This is a genomic window from Streptomyces sp. NPDC006510 (assembly GCF_040611955.1).
In the GTDB taxonomy this organism is placed as follows: Bacteria; Actinomycetota; Actinomycetes; order Streptomycetales; family Streptomycetaceae; genus Streptomyces.
The window spans coordinates 1-17383 of record NZ_JBEXPH010000060.1; the positions used below are offsets into that span (position 1 = coordinate 1).

Here is a 17383-nt window from a genome sequence, read left to right on the forward strand (position 1 = left end):
GTCCCGGCCTGGTCGCCGGGGTCGTCCCCGCCGTGGTCGAGGCCATGGCCGGCCTCGGCGCCGACACCTCCCGGATCATCGCCCGCACGGGACCGGCGGTCTGCGGCCGGTGCTACGAGGTGCCGGCCGACATGCGCGCCGAAGTCGCGCGGAGCGTGCCGGCCGCCTGGTCCGAGACCAGCTGGGGCACCCCGGCCGTGGACGTCACCGCCGGAGTCCATGCCCAGCTCGAAGCGCTCGGGGTCGAGGATCGGCAGGCCTCGTCGGTCTGCACCCTCGAATCGAGTGACCACTTCTCGTACCGCCGCGACCGTACCACCGGGCGGCTCGCCGGATATGTCTGGTTGGACTGATAGGGCATGACGGACCGTAAGGCTCAACTCGCCGAAAATCTGGCGCGGGTGGAGGAACGCATTGTTTCCGCCTGTGTCGCCGCCGGTCGTGAGCGGGAAGAAGTGACCCTCATCGTGGTCACCAAGACCTACCCCGCGAGCGATGTGCGGATTCTGCATGAACTGGGTGTGCGTCATGTCGCGGAGAATCGTGACCAGGACGCGGCTCCCAAGGCAGCCGAATGTGCGGATCTGTCGCTCACATGGCACTTTGTCGGTCAATTGCAGACGAATAAGGTTCGTTCTGTGGCGAGTTATGCCGATGTCGTGCAGTCGGTGGACCGGGCCAGACTGGTCACGGCCCTCTCGGCGGCCGCCGTGCGCGAGGGGCGCGAACTCGGCTGTCTCATCCAGGTGGCGCTCGACGCGGAGAGCGGCGAGCGGGGCGACCGGGGCGGCGTCGCGCCGGACGGGATCGAGGAGTTGGCCGCCGCGGTCGAGGCCGCGCCGGGGCTGCGGCTCGGCGGTCTGATGACCGTCGCGCCACTCGCCGGACCGTACGCGGGACGGCAACGGGCCGCCTTCGACCGGCTGATGGAATTCTCATCCCGCCTGCGCGGGAACCATCCGGCTGCGAACATGGTCTCTGCAGGGATGAGTGCGGACCTCGAGGATGCGGTCGCGGCCGGAGCGACACATGTGCGCGTCGGTACGGCGGTACTCGGAGTCCGACCCGGGCTCGGGTAACGTCGCCAAGCAGGTCGGACCACAGCAGAAAATATGGTCATTCCCGCCTATGGCGGGCAGGCCTCAGTGGATCGCGGGGCACTTGGTGACAGATGCCGATCCACCACAGAGCGGAGGACTCAGAGCATGGCCGGCGCGATGCGCAAGATGGCGGTCTACCTCGGCCTCGTGGAGGACGATGGGTACGACGGTCCGGGGTTCGACCCCGACGACGAATTCGAACCCGAGCCGGAGCCCGAGCGCGACCGGCGGCGGCACCAGCCCGCGCATCAGGTGGAGCGGGACCGGGAGCGGGACGAACCGGTACGAGTGGTGCAGCCTCCCGCGCAGCGGGAGCCGGTTCAGATCCCGGCGGAAAGAGAGCGACCCGCCCGAATCGCCCCCGTGGCATCCATCACACCTGAACGCCCGAACATGGAGAAGAACGCACCGGTGATCATGCCCAAGGTTGTGTCCGAGCGGGAGCCGTACCGCATCACCACGCTGCACCCCAGGACCTACAACGAGGCCCGTACCATCGGGGAACACTTCCGTGAGGGCACTCCGGTGATCATGAATCTCACAGAGATGGACGATACGGACGCAAAGCGACTTGTCGACTTTGCCGCAGGACTCGTCTTCGGTCTCCATGGCAGCATTGAGCGCGTGACGCAGAAGGTGTTCCTGTTGTCGCCTGCTAACGTCGATGTCACGGCGGAGGACAAGGCCCGTATCGCTGAGGGCGGATTCTTCAACCAGAGCTGAGAACACGACACCGGGAACAACCCGGCCGCGAGGCCGGAGCTACGAGAGCCAGGGGAGAGGGAAGCGCGAAATGGGCGTCGCACTACAGGTTGTCTATATCGCGCTGATGTGTTTCCTCATCGTGCTGATCTTCCGGCTGGTCATGGACTACGTCTTCCAGTTCGCGCGTTCATGGCAGCCCGGCAAGCCGATGGTGGTCATACTTGAGGCCACCTACACACTCACCGATCCACCGCTCAAGCTTCTGCGGCGGTTCATCCCGCCGCTGCGTCTCGGGGGCGTGGCACTCGACCTGTCCTTCTTCGTTCTGATGATCATCGTCTACAGCCTGATCAGCATCGTGATCAGGCTGTGAGCGATACGGTCTTGCCGACTGCCGACGACTACGTAGAGGTGAAGAAGAGATGCCGCTGACTCCTGAGGACGTGCGGAACAAGCAGTTCACGACCGTCCGCCTCCGAGAAGGCTATGACGAGGACGAGGTCGATGCCTTCCTCGACGAGGTCGAGTCCGAGCTGACCCGCCTGCTCCGTGAGAACGAGGACCTGCGTGCGAAGCTGGCCGCTGCCACGCGTGCCGCCGCGCAGAACCAGCAGCAGGGCATGCGCAAGCCGGAGCCGCAGGACCGGCCCGGGGCACCTGTGCCCGCCGCCATATCAGGTCCGCCGGTCCAGCAGCAGCCCCCGCAGATGGGTCCCCCCCAGCTGCCCGGTGGTGCTCCGCAGCTGCCCGCCGGTCCCAGCGGTCACGGTCCTGGTCCCCAGGGCCAGCACGGCCCCGGTCCGCAGGGCCCGCACGGCCCCGGGCCGATGCAGGGCGGTCCCATGGGTGGCCCGATGGGCGGTCCCATGGGCGGTCACGCCCCGCAGCAGCAGATGCAGCAGATGCAGCAGCCGCAGATGCAGCAGCCCGGTCAGGGCCCCGGTGGTGACAGCGCCGCCCGTGTCCTCTCGCTCGCGCAGCAGACCGCCGACCAGGCGATCGCGGAGGCCCGTTCCGAGGCCAACAAGATCGTCGGCGAGGCACGCAGCCGCGCCGAGGGCCTGGAGCGGGACGCTCGTGCCAAGGCGGACGCCCTGGAGCGGGACGCGCAGGAGAAGCACCGCGTGGCGATGGGCTCGCTGGAGTCGGCCCGCGCGACGCTGGAGCGCAAGGTCGAGGACCTGCGTGGCTTCGAGCGCGAGTACCGGACCCGTCTGAAGTCCTACCTGGAGAGCCAGCTGCGTCAGCTGGAGACCCAGGCGGACGACTCGCTCGCCCCGCCGCGGACCCCGGCGACCGCTTCGCTGCCGCCGTCGCCTTCGCTGGCTCCGGCCGGTGCGGGCGCCATGGGCCACACCATGGGCGGCAACCACGGCAACCAGCAGATGGGCGGCAGCCCGTCCATGGGTGGTGGGCCCTCGTACGGCGGCCAGCAGCAGATGTCGCCGGCGATGACCCAGCCGATGGCGCCGGTGCGGCCGCAGGCGCCGCAGCCGATGCAGCAGGCTCCTTCGCCGATGCGCGGGTTCCTGATCGACGAGGACGACAACTGAGCCGGGTGCGCGTGGTGAGCGCGTAGCCGTCGGCAGGCTGAGGGCCGGGCCCCGGGGTTTCCCCGGGGCCCGGCCCTTTTGCCGTGGGCAGGTGCCGGGGTGCCGGGGTGCCGGGGGTGCGGGGCCGCTGCGCGGGGCTGTTCCCCTCCCCGCCCCTTCCCGGACCTGGGGCTCTGCCCCGGTCCCCGCTCCTCAATCGCCGGAGGGCTCAGGAGTGACGCCGGGGCTCAAGAGGGAGGGCCGCACGGCTGGGGAGCGACGCCGGGGGCTGAAGAGGGCAGAAGGAAGGGCCCGGGCGGACTGTTGTCCGGCCGGGCCCCTCTTCCTGCCGCGGGGTTACTGCTCCGTCTTGCGGAGGCTGAACGTCAGGGACAGGCCCTCGTCCTCGAAGGGCTCGCCGTATGCCGTGTCCGCGTCGCCCTGGGCGTAGTCCAGTGCCAGGACCTCGTCCGCGATCAGCGCCGCGTGCTCGGTCAGGGCCTCCGTCGTGGCGGGGGAGTCGGACGTCCAGCGGACGGCGATGCGGTCCGCGACGTCCAGGCCGCTGTTCTTGCGGGCCTCCTGGATGAGGCGGATCGCGTCACGGGCGAGGCCCGCGCGCCGCAGCTCCGGGGTGATCTCCAGGTCCAGGGCGACCGTCGCGCCCGAGTCGGACGCGACCGACCAGCCCTCGCGCGGGGTCTCGGTGATGATCACCTCGTCGGGGGAGAGGGTGACCGGCTCGCCGTCCACCTCGACCGAGGCCGTGCCCTCGCGCAGGGCCAGCGAGAGGGCCGCCGCGTCGGCGTTCGCGACCGCCTTGGCCACCGCCTGGACGCCCTTGCCGAACCGCTTGCCGAGCGCCCGGAAGTTCGCCTTCGCGGTCGTGTCGACCAGTGAGCCGCCGCCTGCTGCACCAGCGGAGGAATCAGCGAGGGAGGCCAGCGAGGAGACGTTCAGCTCCTCCGTGATCTGGGCGTGCAGTTCGGGGGAGAGCGCCTCGAAGCCGGCCGCCGCGACCAGGGCCCGGGACAGCGGCTGACGGGTCTTCACGCCGGACTCGGCGCGAGTGGCCCGGCCCAGCTCGACCAGACGGCGGACCAGCGCCATCTGGGTGGAGAGGGCGGGGTCGATCGCGGCCAGGTTCGCCTTCGGCCAGCTGGAGAGGTGGACCGACTCGGGGGCGTCCGGCGTGACCGGTACGACCAGGTCCTGCCAGACACGCTCGGTGATGAACGGGGTGAGCGGGGCCATCAGCCGGGTCACTGTCTCGATGACCTCGTGCAGGGTGCGCAGCGCCGCCTTGTCGCCCTGCCAGAAGCGGCGGCGCGAGCGGCGTACGTACCAGTTGGACAGGTCGTCGACGAAGGCGGACAGCAGCTTGCCGGCGCGCTGGGTGTCGTAACCCTCCAGGGCCTGCGTGACCTGGTCCACCAGCGCGTTCAGTTCGCTCAGCAGCCAGCGGTCCAGGACCGTGCGGTCCGCCGGGGCCGGGTCGGCCGCGGACGGCGCCCAGTCCGACGTACGGGCGTACAGGGCCTGGAAGGCGACCGTGTTCCAGTACGTCAGGAGGGTCTTGCGGACGACCTCCTGGATGGTGTTGTGGCCGACGCGGCGCGCCGCCCACGGGGAACCGCCCGCCGCCATGAACCAGCGCACCGCGTCCGCGCCGTGCTGGTCCATGAGAGGGATCGGCTGGAGGATGTTGCCGAGGTGCTTGGACATCTTGCGGCCGTCCTCGGCGAGGATGTGGCCCAGGCAGACCACGTTCTCGTAGGACGACTTGTCGAAGACCAGGGTGCCGACCGCCATCAGCGTGTAGAACCAGCCGCGGGTCTGGTCGATGGCCTCCGAGATGAACTGCGCCGGGTAGCGGCTCTCGAAGAGTTCCTTGTTCTTGTACGGGTAGCCCCACTGCGCGAACGGCATCGACCCCGAGTCGTACCAGGCGTCGATGACCTCGGGGACGCGGTACGCCTCCAGCTGGCAGTTCTCGTGCGAGCAGGTGAACGTGATCTCGTCGATGAACGGGCGGTGCGGGTCGAGGCCCGAGAGGTCGGTGCCGGTGAGCTCGCCGAGCTCGGCGCGGGAGCCCACACAGGTGAGGTGGCCGTCCTCGCAGCGCCAGACCGGCAGCGGGGTGCCCCAGTAGCGGTTGCGGGACAGCGCCCAGTCGACGTTGTTGTTCAGCCAGTCGCCGAAGCGGCCGTTCTTGACGGAGTCCGGGAACCAGTTGGTCTTCTCGTTCTCCTGGAGCAGCCGGTCCTTGATGGCGGTCGTACGGATGTACCAGGACGGCTGCGCGTAGTAGAGCAGCGCGGTGTGGCAGCGCCAGCAGTGCGGGTAGCTGTGCTCGTACGGGACGTGCCGGAAGAGCTTGCCGCGGGCGGCCAGGTCCTCGGTGAGCGTCTCGTCGGCCTTCTTGAAGAAGACGCCGCCGACCAGCGGCAGGTCCTCCTCGAAGGTGCCGTCGGGGCGGACCGGGTTCACGACCGGCAGGCCGTAGGAGCGGCAGACGACGAGGTCGTCGGCGCCGAAGGCGGGGGACTGGTGGACCAGACCCGTACCGTCCTCGGTCGTCACGTACTCGGCGTTGACCACGTAGTGCGCCTCGGCGGGGAAGTCCACCAGCGTGAAGGGGCGCTCGTACGTCCAGCGCTCCATCTCGCGGCCGGTGAAGGTCTCGCCGGTGGTCTCCCAGCCCTCGCCCAGCGCCTTCTCGACGAGCGGCTGCGCGACGACGAGTTTCTCCTCGCCGTTGGTCGCGACGACATAGGTGACGTCGGGGTGCGCGGCGACGGCGGTGTTGGAGACCAGGGTCCAGGGGGTGGTCGTCCAGACGAGGAGCGAGGCCTCGCCGGCCAGCGGGCCGCTCGTCAGCGGGAAGCGGACGAAGACCGAGGGGTCGACGACCGTCTCGTACCCCTGTGCCAGCTCGTGGTCGGAGAGACCGGTGCCGCAGCGGGGGCACCAGGGGGCGACGCGATGGTCCTGGACCAGGAGGCCCTTGTTGAAGATCTCCTTCAGCGACCACCACACCGACTCGACGTACTCGGGGTCCATCGTGCGGTAGGCGTCGTCGAGGTCGACCCAGTAGCCCATGCGGGTCGTGAGCTCGGTGAACGCGTCGGTGTGGCGGGTCACGGACTCGCGGCACCTGGCGTTGAACTCGGCGATGCCGTACGCCTCGATGTCCTTCTTGCCGTTGAAGCCCAGCTCCTTCTCGACCGCGAGCTCGACCGGCAGTCCGTGGCAGTCCCAGCCGGCCTTGCGGCCGACGTGGTAGCCCTGCATGGTGCGGAAGCGGGGGAAGACGTCCTTGAAGACGCGGGCCTCGATGTGGTGGGCGCCCGGCATGCCGTTGGCGGTGGGCGGGCCCTCGTAGAAGACCCACTCGGGGCGGCCCTCGGACTGTTCGAGGCTCTTGGCGAAGACCTTGCTGTCGCGCCAGAAATCGAGCACGGCGTGCTCCAGCGCGGGCAGGTCGACCTGGGCGGGTACCTGGCGGTACTGCGGCGATGTCATGGGCGGACTTCCTCCGGCGGACGTTTTCCACTTCCGTCAGAGGGACGAGGGCCTCATCGACTCCCGCGGTACCACCCTCCTTGGCCCCGGGCGTGTTGCCCGTGGCCCCCTCATTGGGGTCGCGATGCCGGTTCTACTTGCCTTGCGGCGTTCTTCCGACGGCTCCGGGTGATCTTCACGACGCGCTCGCCCCCGGGCTTCCACCGTCCCCGGGTCGCTCCTGGCTGCGTACGACGCTACTCGTCCCATCCACGCCTCTCGCTGAGCCCAGTGTACGGGCCCGTACGGGGGACGGCCGACCGGTTCAACGCGGGGGGCGGGGCGTGACCCGAATGGGCAGACGGCGGCGTACGGAGTCCGGGCGGGGGGCCGGGAGCCGGATTACCCGGCGGTGAGCTGGGCACAACGGATGCAAGCAGGTCGGAATCCGGACCCGGGGAGGAGCGATTCGGCGGCGTGCCCCGTTGCCGCGGCGCTGGGGTCGATTTATCGTCCCAGCACGATTCGCGTGCAAGATCACAATATGTGAAGGGGCCGCGGCCATGGTGGCGAAGAAGACCGCCGCAAAGAAGACGGTGCCGGCCGGATCCACGGGCGCGGCGACCGGAGAGACGGGTGGCGACGCGGGCATGGAAACCGTCCCGGAGGCCGGTGCGACGAGCACCGCGGTGAAGAAGACCGTTGTGAAGAAGACCGCGGCCAAGAAAGCCGCGGCCAGGAAGACGGCGGCCGAGATGAAGGCGGCGCCCGGCGAGCACGCGGATGCCGGGCACGAGGCGCCGCTCAACAAGGCGCCTGCGAGGAAGAGCGCGGCCAAGAAGGCTTCGAAGAAGGCCGACGCGGCCAAGGGGGCGGCCGAGGCCGCCGGGAAGACGGGAGCCCACACGGTGGTAGCCAAGAAGAGCGCGGCCCGGACCCGCACGGCCGGCACGGGCACGACGCCCGTGCTCCCGGCCCGTGGGGTCGCCGCGACAGCCCCCGGCGAACTGGCGGTCCGGCCGGGCGAGGACCCCTGGACCCCGGAGGAGGTCGCCGAGGCGCGGGCCGTGCTGAGCAGCGAGACCATGCGGCTGCGCAGTGAGCTGGAGGCCGCGAGTGCCGCGCTCGCCGGACTGATGCGCGACTCCGGTGACGGTGCGGGTGACGACGAGGCGGACACCGGCACCAAGAACATCACCCGCGAGCACGAGATGTCGCTCGCCGCCAACGCCCAGGAGATGCTGGACCAGACCGAGCGGGCCCTGGCCCGGCTCGACGCCGGGACGTACGGACTGTGCGAGATCTGCGGCAATCCGATCGGCAAGGCAAGGATGCAGGCATTCCCGCGCGCCACGCTCTGCGTCGAGGACAAACAGAAGCAGGAGCGACGCGGCTGATCCCCGGCGGCGTGTCGTACCCTCGTCCTCAGTCAGGAACCTAGGTTGAGGGATTCACGTGGCAGAGGCGGAGCGCATCATCGGTACGCCGGACATCCCCGATGCTGAGGGGACCGAAGGGGACGGGGCCGAGGACCGGGTCGAGGAGACCGCCCCGAGCAGGGGCGAGCGGAAGATCATGGTGCTCTTCGCCGTGGCCGTGCTGGCCTATCTCCTCGACCTGATCAGCAAGATGATCGTGGTCGCGAAGCTGGAGCACCACGAGCCGATCAAGATCATCGGCGACTGGCTGCAGCTCAGCGCGATCCGCAACCCCGGTGCCGCGTTCGGGATCGGTGAGGCGTTCACCATCATCTTCACGTTCATCGCGGCGACCGTCATCGTCGTGATCGCCCGGCTCGCGCGCAAGCTCTACAGCCTGCCGTGGGCCATCGCGCTCGGTCTGCTGCTCGGCGGTGCGCTCGGCAACCTCACCGACCGCATCTTCCGCGCCCCCGGCACCTTCCAGGGTGCGGTGGTGGACTTCATCGCCCCCGCGCACTTCGCCGTTTTCAACCTCGCCGACTCCGCGATCGTCTGCGGCGGCATCCTGATCGTGTTCCTCTCCTTCAAGGGCCTGGACCCCGACGGCACGGTGCACAAGGACTAGGTCCTGCAAGGCATACTCGACAGGTGAGTACGTATCCCGAAGTCCGCACCCTGCCCGTACCCGACGGTCTGGAGGGCGAGCGTGTCGACGCCGCCATTTCCCGGATGTTCGGTTTCTCCCGCACCAAGGCCGCTGACCTGGCAGCCGCCGGGAAGGTGCAGGTGGACGGCTCGGTCGTCGGGAAGTCCGAGCGGGTCCGGGGCGGTGCCTGGCTGGAAGTGGAGATGCCGCAGGCTCCCGCTCCGGTGCAGATCGTCGCCGAGCCCGTCGAGGGCATGGAGATCGTGCACGACGACGACGACATCGTCGTGATCGTGAAGCCGGTCGGGGTCGCCGCCCACCCGAGCCCCGGCTGGACCGGCACCACCGTCATCGGGGGTCTCGCCGCCGCCGGGTACCGGATCTCGACGTCCGGTGCCGCTGAGCGCCAGGGCATCGTCCACCGTCTCGACGTCGGCACCTCCGGCCTGATGGTCGTCGCCAAGTCCGAGCGGGCCTACACCCTGCTGAAGGCGCAGTTCCGCGACCGGGTCGTGGAGAAGAAGTACAACGCGCTGGTGCAGGGCCACCCGGACCCGATGAGCGGCACCATCGACGCCCCCATCGGGCGCCACCCCAACCACGACTACAAGTGGGCCGTCACGGCCGAGGGCAAGCCCTCCGTGACGCACTACGACCTCATCGAGGCATACCGCTCCGCCAGCCTCCTGGACATCAAGCTGGAGACCGGCCGTACGCACCAGATCCGGGTGCACATGTCCGCCCACCGCCACCCCTGTGTCGGTGACCTCACCTACGGCGCCGATCCGACGATGGCCAAGCGTCTCGGCCTGACCCGGCAGTGGCTGCACGCCGTCCGGCTCGGCTTCGAGCACCCGTCCGACGGCAGCTGGGTGGAGTTCACCAGCAGCTACCCGGACGACCTCCAGCAGGCCCTGGACAGGATCGCGGCGGAGAGCGAATGACCGGCACGCCCGCCCCGTACACCACGCGTACCGTCGTCGGCGAGCAGGACCTCGCGGCCTGCTTCCTGGTCCGCAAGGACGTCTTCGTCGGCGAGCAGGACGTGCCCGAGGAGATCGAGTACGACGAGTACGACGCGGTCGCCCTGCATGTCATCGCCGTCGCGGCGGACGGCTCGGCGCTGGGCACCGGGCGGCTGCTGCACGGCCCGGTCGCCGCGGCCAGGACCGGCGGCGACCCGGCCGTCGGTTCGCTCGGCAGGCTCGCGGTGACCAAGGAGGCACGCGGCCTCGGTGTCGGCGCGGCGCTGGTCCGGGCCATCGAGGACGCGGCCCGCGAGCTCGGTCTGGACGCCGTCGAGCTGCACGCCCAGACCCATGCGCTGGGCTTCTACGAGCGCCTCGGCTATGTGGCGTACGGCCCCGAGTTCCCGGACGCGGGCATCCCCCACCAGGCGATGCGCCGCGCGCTGCGGGGCTGAGAGCCCCGCCGGCCCGGCGGCTCAGCCGGGCGGGCCCCAGCGGGTCCACGTGCCGTTCGACGGCACATCGCGCGGGGCCGTGAGCGGGCGGCCCGAACCCTGCGGGGTGACCACCGCTGTGGAGCCGTGCGGCAGGGCGAGGGTGATCCGGCCCGGCCCGGTCTCCCGCCGGTGGAGCGGGCGCCCGTGCGCGTCCCGTACCTCGATCCGGCCCTTGACCGAGTGGTCCAGGGTCAGCGGTGCGCCCGCCTCGCTGTGCACCCGCACCCAGCGCGTAGCTCTCGCCGTCGCGGTGGGCGGCCGGGACGGAGGCCGGGAGGTTGTGCTCGAAGCGGCGGAAGGCGCCCGTCACCGAGTCGAGGTCGGGGTGGTTGGAGCCGTGGATGGGGGCCATGGGCGGATGTTCCGGCAGCGGCTGTGAAGACGAAATGCCTTCGGGAGAACGCGGTTACGTGGTCTCTCCTGCCAGTCATGTATGTGGTGACAGCTCTGGTCCTTGAATCGCGCACGCCGCATACTGCCCGCCCCGAGGGAGCAGCGGAAGGGGGCGACCGGATAGACATCGGAGGAATGCCGGTCAGGGTGGCGGGAATGAGGGGGTGTTGTCTGGATTGCGGGCCTTGCGTGGCAGGCTTTGACCCCAGATCCGCCGATCGTGGAGATCGGCGCCCCGCGCTCCGGAAGGCACCTCGTGGACCAAATGGCACTGCTCCTCCTGCTGTTGCTCGGGGCTGTGGTCACGGTGCCGCTGGGGGAGCGTCTCGGGCTGCCGGCGCCGGTGCTGATGACGCTCGCCGGGGTCGGTATGGCGTTCCTCAGCTTCGTACCGAATGTGGACATCCCGCCCGAGATCATCCTTCCGGCGCTGCTGCCGCCGCTGCTCTACGCCTCCGTGCAGCGAACCTCCTGGCGGCAGTTCGCCGCCAATAAACGACCGATCTTTCTGCTGGCCGTGGCGCTTGTCTTCGTCACGACGGCCGCCGTCGCCGCGGTCGCCAATGCGATCGTCCCCGGGCTGCCCATCGCCGCTGCCGTGGCGCTCGGCGCGCTCGTTGCCCCGCCCGACCCGGTCGCGGCGACGGCCGTCGCCGGTTCGGTCGGGCTGCCGCGCAGGCTCGTCTCCATCCTGGAGGGCGAGGGGCTGTTCAACGACGTGACCGCGATCGTCCTCTACCACGTGGCGATCGCCGCCGCGGTGAGCGGGAGCTTCTCGCTGCCGGAGGCCTTCGGGCTGCTGTTCCTCTCCGCGGTGGTGGCCGTGGTGGTGGGGCTGGTGCTCGGCTGGCTCACCATCAAGCTCATGGGTCTGCTCGGCGACGCCACGCTCCAGGTCGGACTCACCCTGCTGGTGCCGTTCGTGAGCTATGTGCTCGCGGAGGAGCTGAAGGGCTCGGGCGTCCTCGCCGTCCTGACCACCGCCCTCTTCCTCGCCGAGCACACCGCCGATGCCGATGACGTCCTCGGCCGGCTCACCGGCCGTACCTTCTGGGAGATCGTCGACACTCTCGTCACCGGGGTCGCCTTCGGGCTGATCGGCCTCGAACTGCACAACGCGTTCGGCACCGCGGACGGCCGCGAACTCCAGATGCTGGGCTGGGGACTTGTCGTGGTCGTGGTCGTCGTCGGCGTACGGCTGCTGTATCTGCTGCCAGCCACTTGGCTCGCCAAGCGGCTGCACACCCGGCGCGACGTCAGCGAGGAGATCCCGACCAGCTGGCGGGAGACCGTCGTCATGTGGTGGGCCGGGATGCGCGGAGTGGCCTCGGTCGCGCTGGCACTCGCGATCCCGCTGAAGACGGACGACGGGAAACCGTTCCCGGGCCGCGACGAGATCGTCTTCATCGCCTTCGCGGTGATCATGGCCACGCTCGTCATCCAGGGACTCACCCTGCCCTGGCTGGTCCGCAAGCTCCGGGTCAAGGCGGACACGGACGCCGAGGAGGCGCTGGAGAAGGACCTCGCGATCCGCGCCGCGAAGGCCGCGAAGCAGCGCCTCAAGGAGATCCAGGAGGTCGAGGAGTTCCCGGACGAGGTCACCGAGCGGCTGCAGCGGCTGGCGTACGACGTGGGGGCGCGGATCAGCCCCGACATGGTCGACGACGAGCGCCGCGAGGCGTACGCGAAGCGGGCCGAGCGCTTCAGGGCGGTCAGCCGCGTCCAGCGCGAGATGATGTCGGCCGCCCGCCACGCGGTGCTGTCGGCCCGCAACGAGGCGGGGACGGACCCGGAGATCGTCGACCGGGTGCTGCGACAGCTGGACGTCCGCAGCCTGCGGTGAGGCCGGGCCCCGTCAGCCGCGTCCCGTGCGGGGGGACCGGTCCCGGTCCGACGGCTTCTCGTTCACCGGGCGGGACGGATGCGGCCACCCGTCGTCCGGCGCGAGCACCGCGGGCGCCGTCGCGATCCTCGGCAGCGCGTACGGATGGTGGTCGCGCAGCCAGCCGATGAGCTGCTCCCGTACGGCACAGCGCACCGTCCAGATGTCGCCCGAGTCCTTCGCCGTGACCACCGCGCGGACCAGGATCGTCGACGGTGTGGTGTCGGTGACGGCGAGGGACCAGTCACGGCCGTCCCAGGCGGCGCACTCGCCCAGGATGTCCCGCAGCTGCTCGCGCATCTCGGCGACCGGGGCGGAATGGTCGAGATGGAAGAAGACCGAACCGGTCATCTGCGCGCCGCCGCGCGACCAGTTCTCGAACGGCTTGCTGGTGAAGTACGAGACCGGCATCGTGATCCGCCGCTCGTCCCAGGTCCGTACCGCGAGGAAGGTCAGCGTGATCTCCTCGATCGTGCCCCACTCGCCGTCCACCACCACCGTGTCACCGATGCGCACCATGTCGCCGAACGCGATCTGCAGCCCTGCGAAGAGATTGCCGAGCGTCGACTGGGCGGCCACACCCGCGACGATGCCGAGCACACCGGCCGAGGCCAGCATCGAGGTGCCGAACGTCCGCATCGCCGGGAACGTCAGGAGCATCGCGCCGGCGGCGACCGTCGCCACGATCGCGGTGAGCACCCGCTGGATCAGCGTCACCTGGGTACGGACCCGTCGCACTCGCGCCGGATCGGGGGTGTTCGCGGCGTACCTCGCGTAGAGCGAATCGACTACGGCCGTCGCGATCCGCACCACCAGCCAGGCCGAGGCCCCGATCAGCACCAGGGTCAGGACCTGGCCGATCCCGGTCCGATGGTCCTTGATCATCTCCAGCCGGGCGTGGGTGTACGAGCCCCGCAGCAGCGCCGCGCACAGCGTCAGCTGGAGCGGAACCCGGCAGCGTCGCAGCAGCCCCCACAGCGGGGTGTCGCGGTGCCGGCCGTCGGCCCGTCTGAGCAGCAGATCCACCAGCGCGCCGACCAGCAGCGTGATCACGACCGAGCCGCCGACGACGATCAGCGGGCGCAGTATGTTCTCCATCCCGTCGTTCTCCATGTCCCCGACCGTAGCTGGCACCATGGGACCCATGAACATCATGCTTTTCCACTCGACGTACGGTCTGCGCCCCGCGGTGCATGCCGCGGCCGGCCGGCTGCGCGCCGCCGGGCACGAGGTGCAGGTGCCCGATCTCTTCGAGGGGCGCACGTTCGAAACCGTCGAGGAGGGCCTGGCCTTCAAGGAAGAGGTGGGCAAGGACGAACTGCTCAAGCGGGCCGTGCTGGCCGCCGCGCCCTACTCGGACCGGGGCCTGGTGTACGCGGGCTTCTCGTTCGGCGCCGCCACCGCGCAGACCCTGGCGCTCGGTGACGAGAAGGCCCGCGGCCTGCTGATGTTCCACGGCACCTCGGACATCGCCGAGAACGCGTCCGTGGACGAGCTGCCCGTACAGCTGCACGTCGCCGACCCGGACCCGTTCGAGACGCACGACTGGCTGAACTCCTGGTATCTGCGGATGCAGCGGACCGGCGCCGATGTCGAGGTCTACCGCTACCCGGGCGCGGGCCATCTCTTCACCGACGCCGAACTGCCCGACTTCGACCAGGCGTCGGCCGAGCTGGCCTGGAAGGTCGCGCTCGGCTTCCTCGCCACGCTGTGACCGCGCGAAGGGCCCCGCACCGCGCGGGGCCCTTCGTACGGACGGGACGGATCAGCCCCGGTAGGCGATCCAGCTGTCGCTCATCCGCTGCACCTGGCCAGCGGTGAACTGGGTCATGCACGCGTCGTACGTGTAGTCCATGAAGTTGTGGATCGGGTCGACCCCGGTCTTGTTGGTGCAGGTGTCACGCCCGGCCGGGCACTCGTACGCGGGGCTCTTCTCGGCCGGGGTGTCGGCGACGTAGTCACCGTTGCCGTTACAGCCGCCCTGGAACGTGTGGTAGAGCCCCATCCAGTGGCCGACCTCGTGGGTGGCGGTGTCGCCCTCGTTGTAGTTGGCCGCGGAGCCGCCGGGCAGCGAGGCGTCGAGCATGACCACGCCGTCGTCCGAGGGGTTGGACTTGTACGAGCTGGGGAAGGTGGCCCAGCCCAGCAGGCCGCCGCCGAGGTCGGCGGTGTAGATGTTGAGGGCGTTCGCGCCGCCCTTGCGCAGCGAGGACTTCATGGCCTTCTCGGCGGCGGAGCCCGGGGAGACGCCGTTGTACCAGGAGCTGTTGTCCGTGTAGTCCGTGCCGGCCAGCGTGAACTGGAAGCCGGAGTCCGTGTTGCCCGAGCCCTGTCCGCCGTAGGCGGCGTTCAGGACGCTCATCTGGCTGCTGATCGCGGACGCGCTGAGCTTGCCGGTCGTCCCGGAGTGCACGACGTGGAAGTACACCGGGATCGTGGCGCCCGCGGCGAGCGAGGAGCCGCTGAGCCGGCGGTCCGCGAGTCTCTGCTTCAACTGCGCGTCCATGGCCTTGGCCTGGGTCGCGGTGAGCTCATTGGGGTCGTCGGTGTGGGCGGCGCCCGAGGGGCGGGCCTCGCGGGCCGTGGCACTGGTGCCCGCGTCGTCCGCGCACTTCTGGGCGGATGACGCGGAGACCTTGGAGGCGGCCGCAGCGGTGGAGCCGGAAGGAGCGGAGAGCGGTGCCAAGGCCAGGGTTCCGGCCAGGACGGCGGTGCCGATCGCACGGTTACGCATACGCGGCGATATACGGGCAAGAGCGCGCACAGGGACTCCTTGCGGATGTGTGGGAGAGGCATTTCCTCACCCGCCGCCGGGAGATTACGTGCGCATGTCAGCCTTCGAGGAGGAATGATCAAGCCCAATCAGGCATTCGCCAAAGGGTAGAAACCGGAAGAAATCTTTCTTGGTGTTTCAGAGTTTGAGATGGCGACGTAACCGTAGGCGTTGCCCCGGCGGGTGGTGTGTCCCCATTCGGGCCCTGGGACACGCCACCCGCCGTAGCGATGTAATGCACCGTCAACATATGCGGGAGTGGCTGAAAATGATCCCTCAGTGCACTGGGCGGTCCACCCGCTCGACCTTCTGCGTCCCGCTGAGCGTCCGGTACGAACGCGTCCAGGCGGCGGTCGCGTCCCGCTTCGTCCGGTCGGAGACCGCGTAGTAGTCCATCTGTGAGCGCTCGGCGGTCACATCGAGGACGCCGTAGCCGTGCGAGTCCATGTCCACCCACTTCACATGGCGGTTGGCGGCCTTGACCGCGGCGGCCGCGACCAGCGAGACCGTCTGCGGCGCCACATGCAGGATGTCGTCGATGTTGTCCGAGGTCACCGACGTCACCACGAACTCGGTGGCGGCCGATCCGGAGAGCGGATACGTGGCCGCCTTCGCCGGTACGTCATTGGCCCAGGCCATGTGGATGTCGCCGGTCAGGAAGACGGTGTTGGTGATCGACCGGTCCCGCAGATGCGAGATCAGCTCCTTGCGGTCGTCCGTGTAGCCGTCCCACTGGTCGACGTTGACGGCCAGCCCTTCCTTGGGCAGCCCCAGCAACTCGGCCAGCGGTTCCAGCAGATGGGCGGGTACGGAGCCGAACGCGACCGGCGAGATCATCACCGAGGTGCCGACCAGCTGCCAGGTGGCGTCCGAGCCGGCCAGCCCCGACTTCAGCCAGTCCAGCTGTGCCCGGCCGGTGATGGTGCGTTCCGGGTCGTCGACCGAGCCACTGCCGATCGACGCCTGTTGGGAGCGGAAGCTGCGCAGATCGAGGAGGTGGAGATCGGCCAGGTCGCCGAAGCGCAGCCGCCGGTAGACGGTGCCCTCGGTGGAGGTGCGGACCGGCATCCACTCGAAGTACGCCTGCTTGGCGCCCGCCACCCGGTCGGCCCAGGAGCCCTCCGTGCCCGGCGTGTGGTTCTCGGCCCCGCCCGACCAGGCGTCGTTGGCGAACTCGTGGTCGTCCCAGATCGCGATCAACGGGTGCGTGGCGTGCAGGGTCTGGAGGTCGGTGTCCGTCTTGTACGTGCCGTGCCGGGTGCGGTAGTCGGCGAGGGTGAGGATCTCGTGTTTCGGCTCGTGCGGCCGTACGACGTACTTCGCGTCCGGGTAACTGCCCGACGCGTACTCGTAGATGTAGTCGCCGAGATGCAGGACCGCGTCGAGGTCGGCGCGCGCGGCGAGGTGGCGGTACGGGGAGAAGTACCCGGCCTCCCAGTTGGCGCACGACACCACCCCGAACCGCACACCGGGCATGGCGGCCCCGGCTGCGGGGGCCGTCCGGGTGCGGCCGGCCGGTGAGACGGTCCGGGCGGCGTCGCCCACCGAGAAGCGGAACCAGTACGCGGTGGCGGGGGCCAGGCCCCGCACATCGGCCTTGACCGTGTGGTCGGACGAGGCCTTCGCGACGGTGGTGCCCTGCGCGACGACCCGGGCGAAGTCCTTGTCCTCGGCGACCTCCCAGCGCACCGCCGTATCGGAGCCGAGGCCCGAACCGGGCACCGCGTCGGGGGTCGGGGTGACGCGCGTCCAGAGCAGGATGCCGTTGGGGAGGGGGTCGCCGGAGGCGACGCCGTGCAGGAAGGCGGGGCCGTCCGCGGCGCGTGCGGTGGCGGCGGAGCCCAGCACAGGGGCCGCGACGGCGGTGGCGGCAGCGGCCCTGACGACCGTGCGGCGGCTGGGGGCGGAAAGCGGTGAGGAGTGCTGTCGACTGGTCACGGACAAAAATCCTACTGGCGGGTA

General features: G+C 69.9%; 16 protein-coding genes. 11 read left to right on the forward strand and 5 right to left on the reverse strand.

Features of this window, described 5'->3' with window-relative positions:
• From ABZY11_RS19625 to ABZY11_RS19645, 5 genes are all read left to right on the forward strand, one after another.
• The coding region (locus ABZY11_RS19625; RefSeq protein WP_356480337.1) for a polyphenol oxidase family protein at nt 1-353 on the forward strand (353 nt) is incomplete at its 5' end.
• Nucleotides 354-359: 6 nt separating this feature from the next.
• A complete protein-coding gene (locus tag ABZY11_RS19630; protein WP_356480338.1) occupies nt 360-1079 on the forward strand; it encodes a YggS family pyridoxal phosphate-dependent enzyme in 720 nt (239 codons plus the stop codon).
• Nucleotides 1080-1205: 126 nt separating this feature from the next.
• Complete coding sequence (sepF, locus tag ABZY11_RS19635) at nt 1206-1823, forward strand: cell division protein SepF (RefSeq protein ID WP_114244064.1); 618 nt, start codon at nt 1206-1208, stop codon at nt 1821-1823.
• 70 nt (nt 1824-1893) lie between these two features.
• Nucleotides 1894-2178, forward strand: coding sequence for a YggT family protein (locus ABZY11_RS19640; protein ID WP_356480339.1), 285 nt, complete (start codon nt 1894-1896; stop codon nt 2176-2178).
• Nucleotides 2179-2227: 49 nt separating this feature from the next.
• The gene (locus ABZY11_RS19645) at nt 2228-3358 is read left to right on the forward strand and encodes a DivIVA domain-containing protein (protein ID WP_356480340.1); all 1131 of its coding nucleotides are present in this window, start codon (nt 2228-2230) and stop codon (nt 3356-3358) included.
• Nucleotides 3359-3694: 336 nt separating this feature from the next.
• Here the strand turns inward: ABZY11_RS19645 and ileS are convergent, their stop codons facing one another.
• On the reverse strand, nt 3695-6862 hold the full coding sequence (ileS, locus tag ABZY11_RS19650; RefSeq protein WP_356480341.1) for an isoleucine--tRNA ligase: 3168 nt from the start codon (nt 6860-6862) through the stop codon (nt 3695-3697).
• Nucleotides 6863-7491: 629 nt separating this feature from the next.
• Here ileS and ABZY11_RS19655 point away from each other — a divergent pair.
• From ABZY11_RS19655 to ABZY11_RS19670, 4 genes are read left to right on the forward strand one after another with little or no spacing between them, the layout of a single operon-like run.
• Nucleotides 7492-8238 carry a TraR/DksA C4-type zinc finger protein gene (locus ABZY11_RS19655; RefSeq protein ID WP_356480373.1) on the forward strand — a complete coding sequence of 249 codons (747 nt, stop codon included), beginning with the start codon at nt 7492-7494 and terminating at the stop codon, nt 8236-8238.
• Nucleotides 8239-8296: 58 nt separating this feature from the next.
• Nucleotides 8297-8887 carry a signal peptidase II gene (gene lspA / locus ABZY11_RS19660; protein WP_356480342.1) on the forward strand — a complete coding sequence of 197 codons (591 nt, stop codon included), beginning with the start codon at nt 8297-8299 and terminating at the stop codon, nt 8885-8887.
• A gap of 23 nt (nt 8888-8910) precedes the next feature.
• Entirely contained in the window at nt 8911-9852 is a 942-nt protein-coding gene (locus tag ABZY11_RS19665; protein ID WP_356480343.1) for an RluA family pseudouridine synthase, read from the forward strand.
• Entirely contained in the window at nt 9849-10331 is a 483-nt protein-coding gene (locus ABZY11_RS19670; protein WP_356480344.1) for a GNAT family N-acetyltransferase, read from the forward strand. Before ABZY11_RS19665 ends, ABZY11_RS19670 begins: the two co-directional genes overlap by 4 nt.
• A 21-nt stretch (nt 10332-10352) precedes the next feature.
• Here the strand turns inward: ABZY11_RS19670 and ABZY11_RS19675 are convergent, their stop codons facing one another.
• The gene (locus ABZY11_RS19675) at nt 10353-10598 is read right to left on the reverse strand and encodes a hypothetical protein (protein WP_356480345.1); all 246 of its coding nucleotides are present in this window, start codon (nt 10596-10598) and stop codon (nt 10353-10355) included.
• Nucleotides 10599-11022: 424 nt separating this feature from the next.
• Between ABZY11_RS19675 and ABZY11_RS19680 the strand changes: the two genes are divergently transcribed.
• On the forward strand, nt 11023-12609 hold the full coding sequence (locus ABZY11_RS19680; protein ID WP_356480346.1) for a Na+/H+ antiporter: 1587 nt from the start codon (nt 11023-11025) through the stop codon (nt 12607-12609).
• A gap of 12 nt (nt 12610-12621) precedes the next feature.
• Here ABZY11_RS19680 and ABZY11_RS19685 read toward each other — a convergent pair whose 3' ends face one another.
• Nucleotides 12622-13746 carry a mechanosensitive ion channel domain-containing protein gene (locus ABZY11_RS19685; RefSeq protein WP_356480374.1) on the reverse strand — a complete coding sequence of 375 codons (1125 nt, stop codon included), beginning with the start codon at nt 13744-13746 and terminating at the stop codon, nt 12622-12624.
• Between the two features lie 37 nt (nt 13747-13783).
• Here ABZY11_RS19685 and ABZY11_RS19690 point away from each other — a divergent pair, with 37 nt between their 5' ends.
• The gene (locus tag ABZY11_RS19690) at nt 13784-14362 is read left to right on the forward strand and encodes a dienelactone hydrolase family protein (RefSeq protein WP_356480347.1); all 579 of its coding nucleotides are present in this window, start codon (nt 13784-13786) and stop codon (nt 14360-14362) included.
• A 51-nt stretch (nt 14363-14413) separates the two neighbouring features.
• Here ABZY11_RS19690 and ABZY11_RS19695 read toward each other — a convergent pair whose 3' ends face one another.
• Together ABZY11_RS19695 and ABZY11_RS19700 are read right to left on the reverse strand one after the other, a co-directional pair.
• Nucleotides 14414-15382, reverse strand: coding sequence for a zinc metalloprotease (locus ABZY11_RS19695; RefSeq protein WP_356480348.1), 969 nt, complete (start codon nt 15380-15382; stop codon nt 14414-14416).
• A 315-nt stretch (nt 15383-15697) separates the two neighbouring features.
• The gene (locus ABZY11_RS19700; protein WP_356480349.1) at nt 15698-17359 is read right to left on the reverse strand and encodes an alkaline phosphatase D family protein; all 1662 of its coding nucleotides are present in this window, start codon (nt 17357-17359) and stop codon (nt 15698-15700) included.
• Nucleotides 17360-17383: the final 24 nt, after the last annotated feature.

Excerpts from the sequence above, each read along its gene's own strand:
- ABZY11_RS19630 (WP_356480338.1), top strand. The coding sequence starts at position 360 with ATGACGGACCGTAAGGCTCAACTCGCCGAAAATCTGGCGCGGGTGGAG.
- sepF (WP_114244064.1), top strand. The coding sequence starts at position 1,206 with ATGGCCGGCGCGATGCGCAAGATGGCGGTCTACCTCGGCCTCGTGGAG.
- ABZY11_RS19640 (WP_356480339.1), top strand. The coding sequence starts at position 1,894 with ATGGGCGTCGCACTACAGGTTGTCTATATCGCGCTGATGTGTTTCCTC.
- ABZY11_RS19645 (WP_356480340.1), top strand. The coding sequence starts at position 2,228 with ATGCCGCTGACTCCTGAGGACGTGCGGAACAAGCAGTTCACGACCGTC.
- ileS (WP_356480341.1), bottom strand. The coding sequence starts at position 6,862 with ATGACATCGCCGCAGTACCGCCAGGTACCCGCCCAGGTCGACCTGCCC.
- ABZY11_RS19655 (WP_356480373.1), top strand. The coding sequence starts at position 7,492 with ATGGAAACCGTCCCGGAGGCCGGTGCGACGAGCACCGCGGTGAAGAAG.
- ABZY11_RS19670 (WP_356480344.1), top strand. The coding sequence starts at position 9,849 with ATGACCGGCACGCCCGCCCCGTACACCACGCGTACCGTCGTCGGCGAG.
- ABZY11_RS19685 (WP_356480374.1), bottom strand. The coding sequence starts at position 13,746 with ATGGAGAACATACTGCGCCCGCTGATCGTCGTCGGCGGCTCGGTCGTG.
- ABZY11_RS19690 (WP_356480347.1), top strand. The coding sequence starts at position 13,784 with ATGGGACCCATGAACATCATGCTTTTCCACTCGACGTACGGTCTGCGC.
- ABZY11_RS19695 (WP_356480348.1), bottom strand. The coding sequence starts at position 15,382 with ATGCGTAACCGTGCGATCGGCACCGCCGTCCTGGCCGGAACCCTGGCC.